We start from the raw sequence: 20,707 nt of genomic DNA on the forward strand, positions 1-20,707 counted from the left end.
TCTTTGATAAATTGGGCGGTATAAAACTAAAGTTAGTAACTGAAAGTAGCCAGGTTGATATATTTGCCGGCGCGTATGCTTTGCAACGATTCGACAATGGCTCGAAGCCAAACACCATAAGAGTTGATCAGAGTTCTATTTTGATCCTCTATCGATTCTGTGAAATTCAAAAAATAAATTTGATTGAGCGCGTTGCAAATCTTAATCCTCTTACAATCGGGGAGATTGAAGCTTTCTCATCGTATTGCGGCTTTGCTCAACAGACTGGCGAACAAGTTAATCCAAATTGGTATGGTGCCCGCATGCGAGGCGCAAAAAAATTTGTAGATTACCTATGGCTGTTCTATGAGGGGCGGTGTGCTCGAAACTTAGAACAACTTAAAATTGCTAAGCGTTCGTTTGAGAGGATGACTGCCGGCTTCAAGTTGTATATGAAAGCTCCTTACAGGGGCGATAAAAAAGACAGGATTGGCCTTACTCCTGAGCTTCAGGCTAAGTTCATTGCCATTATTGACCCTGATGCAAGCAATAATTTAAATCCTTGGAAAATTTATAAGGTGCGATGGAGAAATTATATTCTCCTGCTTCTTTTGATGTTGGGCGGAAATCGTAAAGGTGAGACGTTGTTGTTGAAATTGAACAATTTTCAGCTCACAGGGATGCGAAAGTATTACGATATCGTCAAGAGTAAAGATGTGATTGATTATCCCCGCGCTGAGTCTCCTTCAGTTAAAACCCTCGGTCGGCAGGTAGTGTTACATGATCAGCTCGCTGCGCTGGTTGAACACTACATTGTGAATATCAGAAAAGAATTCATCGGCTGGCAGTCAACAAGCTATGTCTTCTTGTCTTACCGGGATGGGCGTCCTCTTTCAGTGCAGACTCCTAATTCAATTCTTAATGAGCTAATTAAACAATATCCAGAGTTTGTGGGCCTTCTCAGCCCTCATCGTCTTCGAAATACATTTCATGATCTTTTGAATCAGGCACTGGATAGAAAATTTAAAGGTGAAAGCGGTTTAAGTCGTAAGCTATTAAAAGCCCCTATTCAGGAAGCGGCAGGCGGGTGGGGTAAGAACAGTAATATGCCAGATCATTATGCAAAGGGATCGATACAAGCCAAAGTAGCTGAGTTACAAGCTCTGCTTCAACAAGAAACGCTTAAGGCGTAATCGGTTAATTAAATGAATGGACTTCAGACTCAGTGGGCGTTGGCTGCAAACGATGAGCTTTCAGATCTGTGGCCAGGAGGAGCTTTTGTAAAAAGTCGGCTTGGCTATGAAATCGAACTATTTGATGATCATGGGGGATTTCGATCTGTAATAAAATTGCCAGATGATACGGGTGAGTTTATTTATCTTAAATCACAGTATCTTAATCTTCTGGATACTGAATTAAGAGAGGTTGTGAGGAGTTACCTAAGGTATATATTGGAGCGGTATCACACTTCAACCGTTAGAATTAAATATAAATTTCTGGATTTTTTTGCCTGTGAGATTTCTAAAGGAGTTCATATCAACGACTTCTTGGGCGGACTTTCTGTGCTTGAAACTAAAGAAAAGGCGGCATTCATCTCTGCTTGTAAGGAATTCTTGAATTTTCTATTGCTTTGCGGATATGAAGATCTTTCGTTAGAGTCATATGAGGAGTTTCATAAGCTCCGAAATTATTCAGGTAAAGTAAATTCGTATTTAGCTCTATTTGTAATGGATGAAGCCAGAGGCCCATTTACAAGAGAGGAAATTTCCGTACTGTCGGATCAGGTTAATAATCAGCAGCTTCCGTTAGAATTTCGTTTGCTGTTAGATCTATGTTTATGTTTTGGATTGAGGCCGATACAAGTTTCTTTATTGAAACGAAAAGACTTCATTAAGGACGGTAAAAGCGGATTAAAATATCTTAACGTGCCGCGCGTGAAGCAAAATTCGCGCAATCGGCGAGTTCAATTCAGCTCTCGAATACTTACAGAAAGAACTGCAAGTCTTATCCAGGCTCACATGGTTTCTACAAAATTACCTGATGGTATTAATCCCGCAGAGCTTCCACTTTTTATTAGTTCAAATCCGATACATTTAGAAAGAGACGGCAATTCCTTAGGAAGTCACTACTGGGAAGATACAGAGCGGCTGTCAAGTGACTATTTTTCAGATGAGTCAAAGCGAGCCGTACTTTACCAAAAGTCGAGTGCCAGAATTAATTATATTCTCTGGGGAAATGAACATAGGCTGCCATTTTCCCCTCGTACCGGAAAGCAATTCAATTTATGTGCATATAGATTTCGTTATACGGTTGGCACGCAAGCAGTAATGTCCGGCTGTTCCCCAGAAGAGCTTGCCGATTTACTTGATCACAATGATACAAACAGTATTAAACACTACTTCAGATTCACTCATGAGATGTGGGAAATTCTCGAAAATGCCACGTTGAGTCGCATTGAACAGAAGCAATTCACAGCTGCTTGGATGAGAGAAGGTGACCTTGTAAATAATATATATAGTCATGTATGTGAGCCAAGAAATTTTAATGTTATAGGGAAGTGCGCGGCTCAATCAGTATGCTTCGAAGAACCAGCGGTAGCTTGCTATTCGTGTGACAGATTTTGCCCTAATAAAGATGTAGCAGCTCATGAAAGTGCTTTAGAGGGTTTGGTCGAGCGAAAAGATCAATTGTTAACTGTCAGCACCGCTAATGTAGTTTCAGTTATTGATCAGGCAATAGCTGGTTGCCGTGCTGCAATTGCCTACTCTGACGGGCAGGACGTGGTCCTAATTAATGTTAAGGAAATCTGAATGCAAAATGTAATGGCACAGGATATTTTGCATGAGGAGCTTCGGATTAAGCTAAGCCGTCTTGCCAGCATAGCTGAAGTGAGATTTTCAAAACTCGCATGCTTTAAAGGATCAAAGTGGGAGGATTTTTCCTGGTTATATAACGGCAGGCATAATGTTTATTTATTGGCTCGTGGAGAAACTAACCCAGAGTTAATGCTGCTGAACAAGGTCTTCTTGGTAAGTTATCTCTGGGGCAGAAGGTCGGATCACAATGGGATAACGGCTGGCCGTGTTATGGACTTGGCTGCTGCTGTTAAGTACATGGCTGGTCAGGGGGTTTTCAGCCTTAGAGGGATTGATCAATCTTCCTACATGACAACGTTCAAATATCTTATAGCTCACTATAAGTCACCTGCTGGAGCGTGTAGAGCGCTAAATTATTTTATTAGATTTGTCTTCGATTCTTCCTTGATCGTTAGCAATTTTGACCTCATAGGTATACAGGATTTACAAGATAAAGATAAGTATGGCCGTGTTGCCCTTGGAGAAAAACTGCCGCTTCCTGAGTTGGTCAAAACAATCATTGCGTTGAAGTGGGCGGTACAAGAGCAGTGGGATGGCAGCTTTCGTGCTCAGATGGATATGCTGTCTGTTCTGACTCAGGCATTTCAATATGGTTTAGGCTTAAGAATTGGCGAGGTTTTGCGGTTACCTAAGAATTGCTTAGTTACAATAAGTGGCGAACTGTATTGTAGAGTATGGACAGAAAAGGGTACGGCGCCGATCGCTAGGTATGTCCCTACTATCTGGAGAGATGCAATCTGTGAAGCGGTTCTGCGAATTGATGAAATTTGCGGACCCTATAGAGAGCAAGCGTTGAGCATTGAAGATGGTTCCTATGCCGAAAATCTGGATAATCGGTTTCAGACAAGAATAGAAGCGATTGATCGGCATGTTCAGTCTGCTTTAGACCGTCTTTATAAAAAAATTGAGTCTAATGCCTCAGAGGCTGAGAGGCAGTTGCGTCTTCTTAAGTATCTGCCTGATGATGAACTTGTCGAACTTAAAAATTTGGGTGAATACTTACCATTTGCCTCAAAATCAAGAGACTCAAATGCGCTCCTCAAATTTTACAAAAAAAACGGCTTTAAGGTGACTTCAAAATCGCTAGGAAAAGTAAAGTGTGCTTATTATTTACGAGGCTTTGATGTTAAGCAGCGTCTTGTCCAATTGATAGAGCTCCGCCGAAATGTTGTTTTATATTCTGAGTTTTTTGAGGTGCTTCATAATCGTAAACCTGAAGGAAGTCGTTCTAAGGATGTGCACGCTCTAAAAGATAGGTTGAAGTCGCAAAACCTGGCTTCTCTGGAGGCCTTTGCTTTGACAGGTGAGCCGTGCCTTCATGGCGCAAGAATCGTATATCTTAGTAGTGACGACGCAGTCGCAGCAATACGCACTATTGTCAGTGGTGGTTATAATTACGATGCTTATATCCCGATATTAGATGCTGAAAAGCTCTACCCAGAACTGTTTAACCAGAAGACTATGACCTCCATCGCAAATGGTAGTGAAACTGGATTTTACTCGTTTTTAAGAGTCACAGAGGAGCGAAAGACTTTTTACAGACCGGCCCCGGATAACATTAGGCTAAAATATCATGCCGTATCTGGGTTCTTGGTTGAACAGGCCAGCATTAAAAGCGCCGTCGTAGATGCTTTTGTATCAGTTAATACGAAAGTTAAATCAGAACTAATACAGGGAATTAAAGAGGAGCTTCTAGCGGATGGAGTAGAGATTGGTTCGGCTACATTTGGGATAAATCAAAAGGTCTCTGATTATTTATTTGTTGTTCCAAGCAATCTTGGCGGTGTGTATAACGAACACATTCCATCTACCCTTGGTTATTTCTCTGTTCTATATGCGATAAAACCAGCTAGGCAGGGGCAGTCAGCGTTTCTCCGTTACGGTGTTGAAGCCAATGAAGAGATTGTAAGTACGTTTCAGACCCACAAGGGACGACATTGGCAAACTAATTCACTTTTCCGGGCCGGTTTGGCTGCAAGTATTGTCAATAAGTGGATGGGAAGATCTGACAGTCAAGGTGAGCATTACGATCATCAGACTGCTAAAGAACGTGCTGAGAAGGTCGGTGAACTTATGCTTTCTGAGCAGTCCCGATTTATTGGTGATTTGGCGAATAAGGTCAAGATTTGGAATGACAATAATATTCCGACCCAGAATGTGCAGGCTGTTTTGACTGATATGCTGCAAACCGTACATTACGGTCCGCTTGGACATTGTTTTCGTGATATTAATTTGAAGCCCTGCGAATTTCATCTGAAGTGTCTGACCGGTAATTCAGGAAAGGGCTGTAGAGAGTTTGTTGTAGATCTTTTAGATCCAGTTCAAATTAAGCAAGTCGAGTCAGAGCGTAATAGAGCAGAAATGGAGTTGGCGCGGCTTTTTGAAGCCTTGAATAGACCCGGTATCCCGGTAGAGTCTGTTGAAATGCATATTGAACATCAAATGGCGATTTTTAGAAATGCTTCTTATATTTTAGATAGTTCTGAGATGGTGCTTAACGACATTCAAGTTGAAAAGAGTAAGGACTATCAACCATTTAAGACCGGTGGCTCTGTTCCAAGCGACTGTGTATTCCAATGTGGAGTAGCTTGATTGTGACTACGTCTACTGAGCAATGGGGTAAAGCTTTCTCGGTCTTGCAGCAATTTGAAAGGCAGCTTATAGATCCTTCCGACTTTGGGTGGAAGTATATTACCGATAAGTCTGGTGTGTCTAAGCCGACCCTGTGGCGAAATAAGGAATTTGAAAAAGAGTTTCAGCGTATTAAGGGAATTGTTAAAAGTTATGCTCGTGGTGAGAAACAGTTCGATCAAGAGGTTTCGCTGAAAGCGGCCAGAGATCGTGATCGAGATCACCAGATCGAAATGCTCAAGGCACAGGTCCAGGAATTGACGAAGCAATTGAATAGGGAGCGAGAAAGACTTATATACGCCTCTATGATTGCTCGCCGTAAGAATATCGATCCTGCGGAATTCTTAGATGATAGCCCTGTGTTTCGTAAGCCTGCCAAAGGCGGCTCAGTGATCAAGCTGCCGTCAAAGGGTGGCTAGCCAATGTCGGTTGCCTTCAACTGGCTTTGTTTCTGCACTTCATGCATATCTACCCTTACGGGTCAGCAGCGTGCGTGCGATAACATCCAGTAAAGACTGCGTAGTAGCCTGAGTTGAGGTCATGCTGTTGACCGGAAATCTCTAGCAATAACTGACACTGCCCAGTCCGCTGGGCTTCTTTTCCTGATGCTCGCCGGTCGGTGGACAGATGCAAGAAGTACAGGGCCATGTCGTCGTGTGCTTTATTTGGAACTTGGAGAGAGGGCGAAGTACTGCGCAGTTATGACTCCAAGATCAGCATGTCGGCCCCGAAACAGGAGGTCCCGGGGCTGAACGGCTTGAGGTTTTCCCGAATCACCCCCATGAACAGCAGGCAGTGATACAGGGCTATTGCCCGACCCGATAACGGCCAGGGAAAAGGCGAACAGCCAAACGGCGAAGTCCGCGCGGTAAAGGGCGCCCGTCAGCATTACCGCCAAAGGAAACATGAAGATGCGCTGGAACCAGCACAGCACGCACGGGGTTTTGCCCATGACTTCACCGATAAACAAGGCGGCTAGGGTCGCGGCCAACGCCAGCAGCCACACGGCGAGCAGCAAACCCCAGGGGTTAGCGGAGGGGGCTATCTGGCTTCTCATCGTTATCTACTCGCCCTTTTCCTTATATGGGGATGGCACGTTAGCGGGCCCGCAGCAGCTGTCGATTGGCTTTGTGTTACAGCATGCGTCTTGCACAGGCACCGGTCGACTCGCTTGGCGTTGCAACCAGCAGGCACAGCAGCTATCGAGCTGGGCGTTCATCTTGATGACGAAGCTCCCATTAAGGCGGGGGTTGGCAACTACAACGTGAATCGCGTGTGGGGGAATACTTTCCGCGCTCTTTTGTGGTAATGGTCAATGGCGGTGACTTTTCCCAACATGGGTGTGCCCATCATCTGGAAGCGCACTGACTCCGCCAGTAGTGTTCAGGCGCTGAAGGATTCCGCACTCGTCTACGCCCCGCTCAGAGGCACAGCGATGCCGTAACTCAACCAGTTGTTGTTGCAGTGCCAGCAGGCTGGTCACGCGCGCTTGCACATGCTCGATGTGCTCATCCACTAAGTTATTCACACCCTCACAGTTCTCTTCTGGCCGATCCATCAGCGCCAGCAAGCTTCTGATCTCGTCTAGGGTCATGTCTAAGGTTCGGCAGTTACGAATGAACGTAAGCCGCTCAAGGTGCTCGCTGGTGTACAGGCGGTAATTACCCTCGCTGCGGGCCGGAGCCGGCAACAGCCCCTCACGCTCGTAATAGCGAACCGTTTCAACCTGGCAATCGGCAAGCTTGGCAAGCTCTCCAATTTTCATCAAATACCTCTTCGACAAATGCTTGACCCTGTAGTGGCTTCAGGGTGTTCACCCTGCACAACTGATCAACGAGGATTCCCCCATGGCTGGCTGCTGCGGTGACGAAAAAAAATCTGAAGCGGTTGCAAAGGATGTCTGCTGTGACTTCAACGAAGCAAGTAAAAACTCCACCACTGGTGCTGCAGCGCTAGGCCCCGCAGCCGGTTCCAGGCTCAGCAGCTTTCGTATTGAGCAAATGGACTGTCCCACCGAGCAGACGCTGATTCAGGACAAGCTGAGCAAGCTGGCGGGCGTAGAAAAACTCGAGTTCAAACTGATCAATCGCGTTCTTGGGGTATGGCAAACCTTGCCGTCCACCGCGCCTATCGAAGCGGCGATTTCGTCCCTGGGTATGCTAGCAGAACCGCTCTCTACTGAGGGGCAAGCCCGCGTCAAAATCGAACAGATGGACTGCCCGACGGAAGAAAAGCTGATCCGCGACAAGCTGTCCTCACTGCCTGGCATCAGTGCACTGGAGTTCAACCTGATCCAGCGCGTACTGACGTTTAGCCACACAGTAGACGCACTGCCCGTCGCGCTGGCAGCGATTAGCGACCTGGGTTTCACCCCAGTGATCGAGGGCTCAGCAACGGCAAACGGTGAAGCGCCAGCCGCGCCGCGCAAGAAGTCCTGGTGGCCTTTGGCACTATCCGGTGTGGCCGCTGTATCGGCTGAAGTGCTGCACTTCGCCGAGCTTGCGCCTGAGTGGGTGGTGGCCGGCGTGGCTTTGCTGGCCATTCTGCTGTGCGGCCTGACGACTTATAAGAAGGGCTGGATCGCCCTGAAAAACCGTAACCTGAACATCAATGCGCTGATGAGCATCGCGGTGACCGGTGCGGTGCTGATTGGGCAATGGCCAGAAGCGGCCATGGTCATGTTCCTTTTTTCTGTCGCCGAGCTGATCGAAGCAAAGTCGCTGGATCGGGCGCGCAATGCCATTCGTGGGCTGATGGACCTCACCCCAGAGCGCGCCACGGTGCAGCAAGCTGACGACACATGGCTTGAGGTCGAGGTTAAAAGCATCGCCCTAGGCGCATTGGTGCGGGTTCGCCCTGGCGAGCGGATCGGCCTCGATGGCGAGGTAACGGCTGGCAACCCCACCATCAACCAAGCGCCGATCACAGGGGAAAGCCTGCCCGTCGAGAAAACCATTGGCGACCCGGTTTTTGCTGGAACCATCAATGAAGCCGGCTCGCTGGAATACCGCGTTGTGGCCGCAGCCGGCAACACCACGCTGGCCCGCATCATTCACGCAGTCGAGGAGGCGCAGGGCTCACGTGCGCCGACCCAGCGCTTTGTCGATCAATTCGCCAAGGTGTACACTCCGGTTGTATTTCTTTTCGCCCTGGCTGTCGCCATTGTGCCACCGCTGTTTATGGCCGAACCGTGGTACGACTGGATCTATCGCGCCCTGGTGCTGCTGGTCGTCGCCTGCCCTTGCGCCCTCGTCATCTCGACGCCCGTCACCATCGTCAGTGGCCTGGCGGCGGCGGCGCGCAAAGGCATCCTGGTCAAAGGCGGCGTCTATCTGGAGATCGGCGGCAAGCTTGGCTTCCTAGAACTCGACAAGACCGGCACCCTAACCCACGGCAAGCCGGTACAAACCGACTACATGCCGCTGGTTGAGCAGGACGCCGCGCTCTACCACGCCCATGCCGCCAGCCTCGCCAGCCGCTCTGACCACCCGGTGTCGCAAGCGATAGCCAAACACGCCACTGAAAACGGCCTGCCAAACTCTGCCGTTGACGGCTTCGAAGCCCTGCTGGGCCGAGGTGTTCGAGGCCGCATCGACGGCGTGGATTTCCACCTGGGCAACCACCGCTTGGTTGAAGAACTTGGCCTGTGCTCCCCCGAGCTGGAGGCAACACTTGAAGGCCTCGAACGCCAAGGTAAAACCGTGGTGGTGCTGTGCAATCCACAGCGTGCCATTGCCCTGTTCGCCGTTGCCGATACCGTCAAAGACTCCAGCCGCCAGGCCATCGAAGAGCTTCACGCGCTGGGTGTGAAGACCACCATGCTGACCGGCGATAACCTGCACACCGCAGAAGCTATCGCGCAACAGGTAGGCATCGACGAGGCGCGCGGCAACCTCCTGCCCGTCGACAAGTTGCAGGCGATTGAAGCGTTGCAAACCCGTGGTTACGTGGTCGGGATGGTCGGCGATGGCATCAACGATGCGCCGGCGCTGGCGAAAGCTGAAATCGGTTTCGCCATGGCCGCCGCCGGCACAGACACCGCCATCGAAACGGCCGATGTAGCCTTGATGGACGACGACCTGCGCAAGATCCCGGCCTTCATTCGGCTGTCGCAACAGACCGCCGTAATCCTCAAGCAGAACATCGTACTGGCGCTGGGAATCAAGGCCCTGTTTCTCGCCATTACCCTGACGGGTCAGGCGACGATGTGGATGGCCGGCTTCGCCGACATGGGCGTCAGCCTATTGGTGGTATTCAAAGGCCTGCGCCTGCTTAAAAAATGAGGTGGGAGGATTGCAGATCAGGGCAGCATTGCAATTCGCAATTGAGCAGGCCTTTCAAGAGGCCGAGCACGCCATGCAGGAAAAGCGCAGTGCAACTGCCTTTCAATGGCTAGAGCGAGTGCACATCCTGACCCAGCGCCGCCCCTTGCTGCATGCCAAGTCACACTGGCTGATGCTCGTGCTCGGCTGGCAGACTGGCGATTATCGAGAGGTTGCCGGACAAGTATCGCGCATTCTCGCGGCCTTGTTGTTCTCTAAAATTTGGGTCCCGGTAGGCAACACAGGCCGCGCAAGAATTAATGCTTTCAGGTCCTTGCCAGTCCCATCAGATCTGCAGGCTCTGCTTGCAAGTGATGATCAGGCGTCATTTAAGTGACGGGCGCTGACCTTCAAGCCCTACTGTGAGCTTACTGAAACTTCTCAAGCATCATCCATCCAATTTACGCCTGAAGCTTCCCGTGGCCGTTACATTGAAATATCGCTGAAAACCACAAGAAAATGTCGCTTTAAGACAACTTATTACTAGTGGTCAATTAAGATTACAAAATTGTAATTTTACAATCATCTTCAAGTTATCTCCACCTTGCAAGGATATGGCTCAGCACCGATGGTGCGGAGCACTTGTGGGTGCGCAACCTATAAAAATGCAATGGCGAAGAATTATATTTATGACTGCCAATTATAAAGGAGCAATAAATGCTAAATAAAACCAAGATTTCCCTTGCAGTATTTTCGGCGATTGTCAGTTCAACTCCTCTCATTGCAGTTTCAGAAGAACAAGCTGATGGGTTTGTCGAGGGCAGCAGTTTCAATATCCTCAATCGAAACTTTTACATGAACCGTGACTTCCGGAAGGGCCAGTCAAGCAACACAGGTAACGGTTACACTGAAGCTTGGGCACATGGAATCATTGGTCAGTTTGAGTCGGGCTTTACCCAGGGGACTGTAGGTTTTGGTATTGATACTTTTGCCATGCTTGGCCTAAAACTGGATACTGGTGATGGGCGCTATGGCCCCGGAGGCAGTGTGAACCTATTACCTGTTAATAGTGAAGGGGAAGCCGAGGACAATTATTCTAAAGTTGGTGGTGCAGTAAAAGTTCGCTTGCTCGATACGGTTGTCAAGGCAGGTGATTTATTCCCCATGACTCCGGTGGTTCACTACGGTGATTCTCGCCTGTTACCGGAAAGCTTTCGTGGTGTAACCCTTGAAAATAGTAGCTTTGAGGGACTTACCCTTCAGGGGGGGCGTTTGCATGCTATGAGCCAACCGCAAGTCAGCACAATGCGCGATGACTTTGAAACTTTTTACGCTGGCCCAGTAGATTCGTCATGGCTTGCCTATTTCGGTGGCGACTATTCAGTGAGCGATAATCTGAGTTTTAGCCTTTACAGCAGCAAACTTAAAGATGTTTGGGACCAATACTATGCAGGGACAGCCTTTAGTCGTCCGTTGACTGATGATATTTCGTTGTTTGGTGGCTTGAACTACTACAAAGCTGTCGACGAAGGCCAACAGCAGTTGGGTGAATTCAATAATAATATCTATAGCGGTAAAGTAGGCGTGCAATTTGGAGCCCACAGCGTCGCTTTGTCTTACCAGCGTAATAATGGTGATAACGACTTCGATTACCTGCGCCAATCCGACTCTATCTATCTCGACAACTCGATCCAGTACAGCGATTTCAACTCACCGAATGAGCGCTCTTGGATGCTTCGCTACGATCTAGATATGGCAAGCTACGGAATCCCTGGGCTGAGCTTCATGACTCGCTATGCACAGGGCTCAGATGCTGACTACTCCAGTGCAAACGAAGTCTATATGCGGCGTGATGACGATGGTAACCCGCTAACTGATCAGAAGCGCTGGGAGCGAGATATTGAAGCTAAGTATGTCCTGCAAACAGGCTCATTGAAAGATATGTCTTTCCGCGTTCGTCAGATGACTACGCGTGCTACCGCTTACGAGTCTGATTTGGATGAGGTTCGTCTAATCGTTGAATATCCCCTTAGCGTACTGTAAATAATTATGGCTGGGCGGGAGGGCCCCCCCCCGCTCGCTCATGCGCGGCATCCAAGTAATGATTAGATATCAATAATGTAATTTTCAGCTCACGCTGGTGTTAGGTTTCCTCTTGTAAAATTTTCCAGTCCTTGCGAGCTTTTCACTAAGGTTTCTCAAGTTGCTTGTTTACTTTTACGAGGCCAGTCTTATGAAGATTTTGAAATCCCTGATTATTGGATCGGTACTTCTTGTCGGCTCTACACTGACTTATGCAGAAGATGGCTATGATCGCTCAATGAACGCGCAAGAAAAATTCAGAGCCGATCAAAAACGAATTCACGGAGTTGAGTCTACCGCTAAACCAGCAGACGATTTAAATGTTAATTCTAACGACCAAGATCGGACTGAAACCGATATTAATAAACAAATTAACGCTGAATAATTGCTCAACTCCATACGATGTTCACCTCTAGTAGCTCCCGAGCTCCTTTGGAAAGAGGTGTACCCTAAGCGCCCTTCGTGGCGCTTTTTTTAATACACGATTTTTATATCTCACAGCATTTCTTTGGATATATTGATTTCTGATGAAACTAGGCACTCACTTAAGTGAGGATGCTGGTCAGTAAGGAGTCTGATGACCAAGTAGCGTCTGGGCTACATACACGAGTTGATGTACAAAGCTGACTGCTTGGTGTTCGATCAGGGCTATAGTTACTATGAGATAGTCCAGTCACTTTTTTGGTTGATTCTGTTCGGAATCGCTGGTTTAAAAAGCTCCAGCAAGGGGGGGTACTGAAAAGCAAAGCCGTGCTGTATGAGCAACAAAAAATGAGGAGCAAATAGCGGGGGTTTGTCGATAGAAACGTTAGAAATCAACTTTAAAAAGCTTGTCGCGCCCATCATGGTGGAAAATTGTTCGGGTTAGCCCTGTACTCCGTCAAGAGGAGCCAGCATATCTATTGTACTTTGTGGTTGAAGTGTAAGCGCCCGGCCAACCCGTATTGCGCCAGGCGACCTATTTAGGCCGCTGTCGACGCAAAACCGGGCTTCCCTCGCCAAACGATCGCCGGTATCGCCGGTACTGCGCGAATGTAAATCAGCTCACATACCAACTCGATCAACGTCTGTGTTATTACTGCTGCGGCAGCAAGCCCTCGAATATCTTCAGGCAATGCTAATGCCAGAGGCAGAACAACCAGGGAGTTTCGAGTTGTTGAGCTAAAGGTAACCGTTCGTGCTGTCGTGGCTGGCAATTTGGCAGCTCTTGATCCCAGCGCTCCCATTCGTGGAGCCAATACCAGAAAGCTATATACACAGGTATAACTGGAGCAAGCAGGGTAATGTCACGTCCCCCCGAAGATATCTGAGTTCCAACCACCACGATTAGAACCGAAGCCATTTTAGGAACGGGTAGCCATGCCCACACTGCGTTCCACCCGGCGACAAGATTTGACCGTTTGGCCTCAGCAGCTGTAGCTACCGCCAAAAACATCGGTGCGATAATTAGAAGAGGAAACGCTTCAACGAATGGGCCGATGGAGATTACGACTTCGGACTACCGTACCAGCATGAAGGCCAGGTAAAAAGGCAGCAATACAAGCTGTACCAACACCAGAACCGGGGTGGCCGAAAGAGTCGCGCGCGAGTCGCCTTTGCCAATATGAGTTAAGACCACCACGTAGTCGATGCAGGGTGTTAGCAATTTCAATAGTGCGCCACGAGTATGGCCGGGTGGTCTACAAGGTCTCTAGTGATGCCCCAAAGCAATTACGGAATAAGTACGAAATTGGTGATGAGAAGCGCCGACATGAAGTATGTCTTTGCTCCTGACTCCCCCCTCCAGAACGAAAATGGTGCAAAGCTAGCATACCTGCCTGAATAAAGTGCCCAGCTATGCGGCAGCGGTTCACCGATCTCACATGCCCGCTGAGTCGGCAGGCGAGGAAGCCATACCGTTGATTTAGTCAGGGTAGATGGTCAGCGCAGATCAGCCGTTGGACTAGTGGCCAGTCCTATTTTACAAAGCATTCCACATCTGATTAGTGAGGACGGCATGCTAATTGGCGATTCAAGGTGCGTAAGTTGATGTGCAAAGTGATCTTTATTAGCAACCAACTTTGTACCTATAGCTGAAAAAAACAACACTAGACCGGTACGATAATACTATTGTGCTTGGCCTTGAATTCCCTGTTGTATCTTGGCTAAGTGTTCGAGCGGGATATTCAGAACGTAGCTCTTATCTCTCCGGCTTAAAGATTTAGCTGAGGCGGATCGCATGCTCGACGGATCTGTTAAGACTCACTGCAGCATGCGGTCTAATCTGACATAAAGGTACAAAACGCCCGGTGCTTTACGTCGGGCGTTTTGAGAGCGTAATAGGTGTAAACCTATTACGGGATTAGACACTCTGTTAAGTGAGCAATGTGCCGTCCTTAACGCAGTCGATGAGCCAATCGGTAGAGCAATGGCAGCACCAGTAGCGTTAGCGTCGTAGATGATAATATTCCCCCAATTACCACCGTGGCCAATGGCCGTTGAACCTCAGCCCCTGTCCCAATTGCAGTAGCCATTGGAATAAAGCCTAGAGAAGCCACCAAGGCAGTCATCAGTACCGGACGTAGACGCGTCAGCGCACCTACGCGGATGGCTTCGTCCAGCCCCATGCCGTTCTCACGTAAACTACGAATAAAGGAAATCATCACCAAACCGTTGAGCACTGCGACGCCTGACAATGCAATGAAACCTACACCTGCCGAAATAGATAGCGGAATATCACGCAGCCACAAAGCCATGACCCCACCTGTCAGTGCAAAGGGCACGCCAGTAAATACCAGAAGGCCGTCTTTGATATTTCCGAACATCATAAATAGCAGAGTGAATACCAGTAGAAGTGACACTGGCACGACAATTTGCAGGCGTTTAGCAGCCGACTGCAATTGCTCGAATGTACCACCCCATGTCGTCCAATAACCTGTAGGGATGCTGACTGATTCAGCGATTTTGCTCTCGGCCTCAGCAACAAAAGAACCTATATCTCGACCGCGCACGTTGGCGGTGACGACCACGCGACGCTTTCCGCTTTCACGACTTATCTGGTTTGGTCCCGGTGCGGCAATTACAGTAGCGACGTCCGCTAAGCGCACAAATCCCGGACTGTCCTTGTTATCACCATTGGCCAGGCGGATAGGCAATTGCTGAATTTTGTCGGCATCATTGCGCCACTCATCTGATAAGCGGACTTGAATGTCGAAGCGACGGTCGCCTTCATACAACGCACCTGCCTCGCGTCCGCCGATTGCGGTGGAAATAGCGTCTTGGATCTCTGATACATTTAAACCGAACCGTGCGGCTTTTTCGCGGTCGATTTGCACGCTGAGCATCGGGAGCCCCGTGGTTTGTTCAACCTTCACGTCAGCTGCACCTGAAATACCTTCCAGCACCTCTGCGATTTGCTCGGCAGTCTCGTTCATGACATCCATATCATCGCCAAAGACCTTGACCGCTACGTCACTGCGCACACCGGAGATCAGTTCGTTGAAGCGCATCTGAATTGGCTGAGTAAACTCATAGTTATTGCCGGGGATCTGCTCGATTGCTTTTTGAAGCGCAGCAACCAAATCTACTTTACTGAGACTCGGATCTGGCCATTGATCTCGCGGTTTGAGCATTACAAAGTTGTCCGCCACATTTGGCGGCATTGGGTCGGTTGCAACTTCAGCGGTTCCCAGCTTGGCGAATACCGTATCAACTTCAGCAAATGACTTGATTTTTTGTTCGAGCTGCACCTGCATGTCAATTGCTTGAGAGAGGCTGGTACCTGGGATACGCATAGCATGTAAAGCGATATCACCTTCGTCAAGACTTGGCACGAACTCGCTACCCATTCGCGAAGCAGCCAAACCAGACAACACCATTATGACCGTCGCTATAGTCAACACCAGCGGTTTGCGGACCATGACCCAGTCCAGTAATGGCTCGTAACCCTGCTTTAACCAAACCATCAAACGGTTTTCTTTTTCACTGACGCTGCCATTGAGAAACAATGCAACTGCCGCTGGAACAAACGTGACAGAAAGGACCATAGCGCCTAGCAACGCTGTCACCACGGTGAATGCCATCGGATGGAACATCTTGCCTTCAACGCCCGTCAAGGCAAAAATCGGTAGGTACACCACCATAATGATCAGTTGCCCAAATAGCAGCGGGCGACGTGCCTCCTTCGAAGCAGCGAAAACTTCGTGGAAGCGCTCGTTACGCGTCAACGTTCTTCCCGCAGTAGCTTGCGCGTGAGCCAGGCGACGCACGCAGTTTTCAACAATCACGACTGCGCCATCAATGATGATGCCGAAGTCGAGCGCACCGAGGCTCATTAGATTCGCGCTCACCTTGTTGCTTACCATGCCTGTGAAAGTGAATAACATCGACAGCGGGATCACCATCGCAGTTATGAGGGCTGCACGGATGTTGCCCAAGAATAGAAAGAGGATCGCGATAACCAGCAGAGCACCTTCGATTAGGTTCTTCTTTACCGTGTTGATTGCTTTGTCGACCAATACGGTGCGGTCATATACTGTCTTCGCTAGTACACCCTTCGGAAGATTTCGATTGATCTCCTTTAGCCGTTGATCGACAGCCTGCGATACATAGCGGCTATTCTCACCAATCAACATAAACACCGTGCCGAGCACTACCTCTTGGCCGTTTTCGGTGGCTGCACCGGTACGCAGCTCTTTGCCTAGGCCGACATCAGCTACATCACCGATGCGCACTGGGACACCATTGGTGCTCTTGATAATAATGTTAGCGATATCCGCGATCGAGCCTAACTGCCCAGGGGCGCGGATCAGGTACTGCTCGCCGCTCCGTTCGATGTAGCCCGCCCCGACGTTTGCGTTGTTATTTTCCAATGCATCCACAATGTCAGGCAAACTGAGGTCATGGGCAACCAAGCTCCCTGGAATGGGCGATACTTGGAATTCTTTAGCATAGCCACCAATGGTGTTGATCTCAGTAACACCTTTTACTGTTCGTAGTTGAGGCTTTACGATCCAGTCTTGGATTTCTCGCAGGTCCATCGGCGTGTAGGAGCTTCCATCTGGCTTTTTTGCGCCGTCTTCCGCTTCTACGGTCCACATGTAGATCTCACCTAACCCAGAGGCGATTGGTCCCATGCTTGGCGACAGTCCACGAGGAAGGTTTCCTCGGGCTTCTTGTATTCGCTCATTCACTAACTGGCGCGCGAAGTAGATATCCGTGCCATCTTCGAAGATTACAGTTACTTGCGATAATCCATAACGCGAAATGGAGCGAGTTTCCTGTAACTTGGGCAGCCCCGCCATGACTGTCTCAATCGGGAATGTCACACGTTGCTCGGTCTCTAAAGGTGAGTATCCCTTTGCTTCAGTATTGATTTGCACCTGCACGTTGGTAATGTCGGGAACCGCATCAATCGATAGCTTTTGATAGCTGTAAATACCCAATGTTGCCATGCCGAGCACAGCCAGCAAGATCAGCCAGCGCTGATCGATGGCGAAGCGAATTAATCGTTCGTACATGTTAGTTTCCCCTAAAGCGAAGCATCACCGCGCTCTCCGGTACGGATGCGCAATACGTCGGTCAAAGGGGCCACGGCGATGATCCCATCGCCGGGTACACCTGTGTGAGCGGCCTTCTCGATGGCCTTGACGATCCCATCTACAATTTCGTCGCCGCAGAACGCTACCAGTACGAGATGTTGGTGAGCGTCGGGGTTCCATTCGTCAGCGATATAGCTGTGATCTTTACCGTGACCACGAGGATGGCCTTGTGCAGGTAGAATTGTGAAGCCGGGTAGATGTGGCAGTGCGTGTAGCGCTTGCTCGACAGCCTCAAGCCGGATCGGACGAAATATAGCTGTAACTTGTTTCATGGCTCGACTCCAAATTAGTGGTCATGGCTCGCGCCGGCTTTGCCAAGCTCAGCCTTGATCAGGAAACTGTTCTTCAGTGCGTAGCGATCACCCGCTTTTAGACCCGAAATAACCTCGACGAAGCGTCCATCAGTCTTGCCCAGCTCAATAGGTCGGGCCTCCAACTGGTTACCAAAACGGCCAAACACCACTTGCCAATCGCGAACGGTCTGGATCGCTTCTACTGCCACAGCAACTGGCACGTTGCTTTCCTCAGCAACCACTTCGACCGTGACCGGTAAGCCAGGACGCCATACCCGCTCTGGGTTGGCGAGCACAATGCGGGCAGTGGCTGAGCGGGTTTGGGCCCCAACCAATGCGCTGACATACGAAATTCTGCCCTCAGCCTTGTAAGCGAATGCGCTGGAACTCACGACTACTGCTTGCCCTTCGGCGATTACCCCCAAGTCTTTCGCCGCGACTGTTGAGTCCACCCAAACTGTCGACAGATCCGACACGGTAAATACCGCAGAATCCTCTTTCAGAACCTCTCCAACCGATATGCTTTTGCTGGTGATAACTCCGTCAATTGGGGCGCGAATCTCGAACTCGGTAAGATTTTGACCTTTGGCTGGTGCGCTACCTAGTGAGGCAATCTGTTGCTGAACGCGTTGCACTGCGATAGCTGATTCCTGCATGGCAACCTTTGCCTGCAAAAAGTCCTGTTCGGCGGATATCTTCTCTTCCCACAACTTTTTTTCACGGATATAGGTTGTGCGAGCAAGCGCCGAACGCTGCTGGGCAGCAAGTAGCTCACCACGCATGTCGGCCAGGGTTTGGCTGGATATTTTGGCCAGTAGCTGGCCCTTGCGGACAGTTTCACCAGCGCTGACCGCCACAGAATCAACGCGTCCGGCAAGTTGCGGTGTCACCTGAACAGTACGATCGCCGTTGTAACGAACCTCGCCCAGTATCTGCAGTGTGGATGCAATTTTCGAAGGCCCCGCGGTAGCAATTGTGACGCCACCCTGAGAAAGCTGCTCATCTGTCATGGACACGCGTGCCTCAACCTGCTCGTAATCAAACGAGTAGCTATTGTTACTGTGCTTCGCACTGATAGAGACTTGGAATGAATGTGGCTCTACAAATGAGGAATTAACACGCAGGTATTCATTCTCTTTGCTGAACTTGATAAGTTGCGCAGGTTGACCTAAGCGTGACAATGTCATGTTCACCGTGCTGTCCGCAGGGTCTAGAATCTTGCCATTTAGGTAGGTATACAGCCTGAACTGAGGCTCCTCGCCTTCCTCAAAAATTGTTACTTCAAGTGCGTAATTACCCTCAGAGAAGAGCTTACCGCCGTGCTCACCTTCAGTGAATTCTGAGCTCTCATGATGCTCTTCATCTGTATGCTGGTCCGCCTCCTCATGTTTCTCTGACGAAGGATTCCCGTGGTGCTCTGGATCTGCATGAGCTGATGCATCTTTATGACTTTCATCATGACCATGGCCTTGCTCTCCGGATTTACTAGGGCTGCCACTTAATATCAGAGCCGCCACGGTCAAACCGATTGCGACAACTGCCGCAATCATTAGCCACTGCTTTCTGGGAGCTGTTGATGCCATTGGTAACTCCATATAAATAAGAATATTAAATTTGACTCAAGCACATCCGGTGTCCAGACGCGCTCTACTGGCAGGAAAAGCTCCATGCTGTATAACGCGACCGTTCAAGGCGTTATGTGGGCGCGTGGGAAGATTTTTGTTTGAATTCGACGTTCATCTGGGAGCCGTAGATTTTCTCCAGACTTACCCAAGCCGAAATGGCCTCATCCAATGAATTGAGATATTGAGAGCGCATGCTTACAAGGGTGCGCTGAGCATCTAGCACATCGATAAATGCAAATTTACCCATCTCAAACCCCCGGACGGCACCCTCTACCGCTTGCTTCGCAGTCGGAAGCAAGGTGCCGCTGATTGAATCGACTTCACTTCTCGCGCTTATCCATTGCTCAAACGCCTGCTTTGCCTCCGCGCGTAATCGAAGCTCTGTGGCGTTGCGTAAGTCGCGCGCGCGATTAGCTTCTTGAGCCGCGGCCATCACATTGCCCTGATTGCGGTTAAACAACGGGAGAGGTACTGACAATCCGAGCAAGTTGACACGCTCGCCAAGACCCTCGTCGTATTGGCTTCCAACACTGACGTTGATATCGGGAATGCGCTGAGACTTTTCGAGCTCTAAGGAGGACTCGGTACGTTGGATTTGCATACTAGCTAGCCGCAGGTCGGCTGTATCCGTTATGCGTGCGAGCATATCTGCCTTCGATGGCAAATCTGGCAGGCGCTCAAGATCTCCTTCGACATAATCGAAATTCGGCGTCGTGGCGCCCGTTACAAGTGCTAGTTGTTTGTAGGCGTTACTTCGGTTGAGCTGAGCACGATTCAACTCCAGTTGAATCTCGGAGAGCTGCATCTGAGCGCGCGACACTTCGATCGGGGAAGCCTTGCCGGCTTTTACACGTCCTTCGACCACCTGAAGCCCGCGACTGGCCAGCTCCAGTGACTGAGTGGATAGCTGAAGCCCTTCTTGGGCTCGCAGTGCCGAGTAAAAGGCTCGAATGACTTCTGCGCGTAGAGTGTTTTTCTTGCGCTCAAATTCAATAGCTACAGCGTCCTGATCGCGCTCAGAAACATCAATTCTTGCACCTCGCTTACCGCCTAGTTCAATTGGTTGAGATACCTGAATGCTAGTTATCCGTGAATCACGACGTGTGTCCTCAACGCTCCAAGACAGCTCGGGGTTTGGGATTAGCCCGGCTTGAGTGCGAGCGCCCTGGGCAATGCCTGTATTCCATTGGGCTGCCGCGAACTCTGGGTTTTCTGATAGTGCTTGCGCTAAAGCCTCATCAAACGTTATAGGTCTCCCAGCTAATTCCGCAGAATCTGCTGTAACGGGCATAGCTAACAATATTGCCAGTAAGCCTAAAAGCATACAGAACTTATCGATAACTACTTTATAACCGCCGATTGTTTTTACGTACACTTAAA

14 protein-coding genes and 1 pseudogene are annotated in these 20,707 nt (G+C 49.4%); 8 read left to right on the forward strand and 7 right to left on the reverse strand.

Going from position 1 to position 20,707, the window contains the following annotated elements:
- The 4 genes from PSES9_RS24095 to PSES9_RS0122005 form a co-directional block, all read left to right on the forward strand.
- A partial coding sequence (locus tag PSES9_RS24095) for a tyrosine-type recombinase/integrase (protein WP_010490638.1) occupies positions 1–1,172 on the forward strand: 1,172 nt, incomplete at its 5' end.
- Between the two features lie 12 nt (positions 1,173–1,184).
- Positions 1,185–2,789, forward strand: coding sequence for a site-specific integrase (locus PSES9_RS24100; protein ID WP_010490641.1), 1,605 nt, complete (start codon positions 1,185–1,187; stop codon positions 2,787–2,789).
- Positions 2,790–5,447: a hypothetical protein gene (locus tag PSES9_RS24845; protein ID WP_010490642.1), complete on the forward strand. Its 2,658-nt coding sequence runs from the start codon at positions 2,790–2,792 to the stop codon at positions 5,445–5,447.
- Between the two features lie 2 nt (positions 5,448–5,449).
- A complete protein-coding gene (locus tag PSES9_RS0122005; protein ID WP_010490643.1) occupies positions 5,450–5,905 on the forward strand; it encodes a hypothetical protein in 456 nt (151 codons plus the stop codon).
- Positions 5,906–6,147: 242 nt separating this feature from the next.
- On the opposite strand, the gene PSES9_RS24110 is transcribed toward PSES9_RS0122005, so the two are convergent.
- On the reverse strand, positions 6,148–6,543 hold the full coding sequence (locus tag PSES9_RS24110; RefSeq protein WP_010490644.1) for a disulfide bond formation protein B: 396 nt from the start codon (positions 6,541–6,543) through the stop codon (positions 6,148–6,150).
- A gap of 255 nt (positions 6,544–6,798) precedes the next feature.
- A complete protein-coding gene (gene cadR / locus PSES9_RS0122015) occupies positions 6,799–7,251 on the reverse strand; it encodes a Cd(II)/Pb(II)-responsive transcriptional regulator (RefSeq protein WP_010490645.1) in 453 nt (150 codons plus the stop codon).
- Positions 7,252–7,486: 235 nt separating this feature from the next.
- On the opposite strand from cadR, the gene PSES9_RS0122020 reads away from it, so the two are divergent.
- The 4 genes from PSES9_RS0122020 to PSES9_RS24760 all read left to right on the forward strand — a co-directional run bounded on the left by PSES9_RS0122020 (position 7,487) and on the right by PSES9_RS24760 (position 12,215).
- A complete protein-coding gene (locus PSES9_RS0122020) occupies positions 7,487–9,769 on the forward strand; it encodes a heavy metal translocating P-type ATPase (RefSeq protein WP_029529712.1) in 2,283 nt (760 codons plus the stop codon).
- A 16-nt stretch (positions 9,770–9,785) separates the two neighbouring features.
- Entirely contained in the window at positions 9,786–10,145 is a 360-nt protein-coding gene (locus tag PSES9_RS0122025; protein ID WP_029529713.1) for a DUF3703 domain-containing protein, read from the forward strand.
- Between the two features lie 320 nt (positions 10,146–10,465).
- Complete coding sequence (locus PSES9_RS0122030; RefSeq protein WP_010490651.1) at positions 10,466–11,791, forward strand: OprD family porin; 1,326 nt, start codon at positions 10,466–10,468, stop codon at positions 11,789–11,791.
- 190 nt (positions 11,792–11,981) lie between these two features.
- Positions 11,982–12,215, forward strand: a complete 234-nt coding sequence (locus PSES9_RS24760) for a hypothetical protein (RefSeq protein ID WP_010490653.1) — start codon at positions 11,982–11,984, stop codon at positions 12,213–12,215.
- A gap of 577 nt (positions 12,216–12,792) precedes the next feature.
- Here PSES9_RS24760 and PSES9_RS24115 read toward each other — a convergent pair.
- The 5 genes and pseudogenes from PSES9_RS24115 to PSES9_RS0122060 all read right to left on the reverse strand — a co-directional run.
- Positions 12,793–13,642, reverse strand: a pseudogene (locus PSES9_RS24115) (arsenic resistance protein); the annotation flags it as partial.
- A 563-nt stretch (positions 13,643–14,205) separates the two neighbouring features.
- Complete coding sequence (locus PSES9_RS0122045) at positions 14,206–17,328, reverse strand: efflux RND transporter permease subunit (protein WP_010490656.1); 3,123 nt, start codon at positions 17,326–17,328, stop codon at positions 14,206–14,208.
- 11 nt (positions 17,329–17,339) lie between these two features.
- Positions 17,340–17,681 (reverse strand): P-II family nitrogen regulator, encoded by a 342-nt coding sequence (locus tag PSES9_RS0122050; protein ID WP_010490657.1) that lies wholly within the window; start codon positions 17,679–17,681, stop codon positions 17,340–17,342.
- 14 nt (positions 17,682–17,695) lie between these two features.
- Complete coding sequence (locus PSES9_RS0122055; RefSeq protein WP_029529715.1) at positions 17,696–19,285, reverse strand: efflux RND transporter periplasmic adaptor subunit; 1,590 nt, start codon at positions 19,283–19,285, stop codon at positions 17,696–17,698.
- Between the two features lie 112 nt (positions 19,286–19,397).
- Positions 19,398–20,702: a TolC family protein gene (locus tag PSES9_RS0122060; RefSeq protein WP_010490659.1), complete on the reverse strand. Its 1,305-nt coding sequence runs from the start codon at positions 20,700–20,702 to the stop codon at positions 19,398–19,400.
- Positions 20,703–20,707 lie beyond the last annotated feature (5 nt).

Origin of the sequence: Pseudomonas sp. S9, from assembly GCF_000222125.1 — a bacterium.
GTDB classification, from domain to species: domain Bacteria; phylum Pseudomonadota; class Gammaproteobacteria; order Pseudomonadales; family Pseudomonadaceae; genus Aquipseudomonas; species Aquipseudomonas segetis.

Bases quoted from the DNA above. Each gene is read 5' to 3' on its own strand.
- PSES9_RS0122020 (WP_029529712.1), top strand. From the start codon at position 7,487: ATGGACTGTCCCACCGAGCAGACGCTGATTCAGGACAAGCTGAGCAAG.
- PSES9_RS24845 (WP_010490642.1), top strand. From the start codon at position 2,790: ATGCAAAATGTAATGGCACAGGATATTTTGCATGAGGAGCTTCGGATT.
- PSES9_RS0122045 (WP_010490656.1), bottom strand. From the start codon at position 17,328: ATGTACGAACGATTAATTCGCTTCGCCATCGATCAGCGCTGGCTGATC.
- PSES9_RS0122050 (WP_010490657.1), bottom strand. From the start codon at position 17,681: ATGAAACAAGTTACAGCTATATTTCGTCCGATCCGGCTTGAGGCTGTC.
- cadR (WP_010490645.1), bottom strand. From the start codon at position 7,251: ATGAAAATTGGAGAGCTTGCCAAGCTTGCCGATTGCCAGGTTGAAACG.
- PSES9_RS0122030 (WP_010490651.1), top strand. From the start codon at position 10,466: ATGCTAAATAAAACCAAGATTTCCCTTGCAGTATTTTCGGCGATTGTC.
- PSES9_RS0122055 (WP_029529715.1), bottom strand. From the start codon at position 19,285: ATGGCATCAACAGCTCCCAGAAAGCAGTGGCTAATGATTGCGGCAGTT.
- PSES9_RS24110 (WP_010490644.1), bottom strand. From the start codon at position 6,543: ATGAGAAGCCAGATAGCCCCCTCCGCTAACCCCTGGGGTTTGCTGCTC.
- PSES9_RS24760 (WP_010490653.1), top strand. From the start codon at position 11,982: ATGAAGATTTTGAAATCCCTGATTATTGGATCGGTACTTCTTGTCGGC.
- PSES9_RS24100 (WP_010490641.1), top strand. From the start codon at position 1,185: ATGAATGGACTTCAGACTCAGTGGGCGTTGGCTGCAAACGATGAGCTT.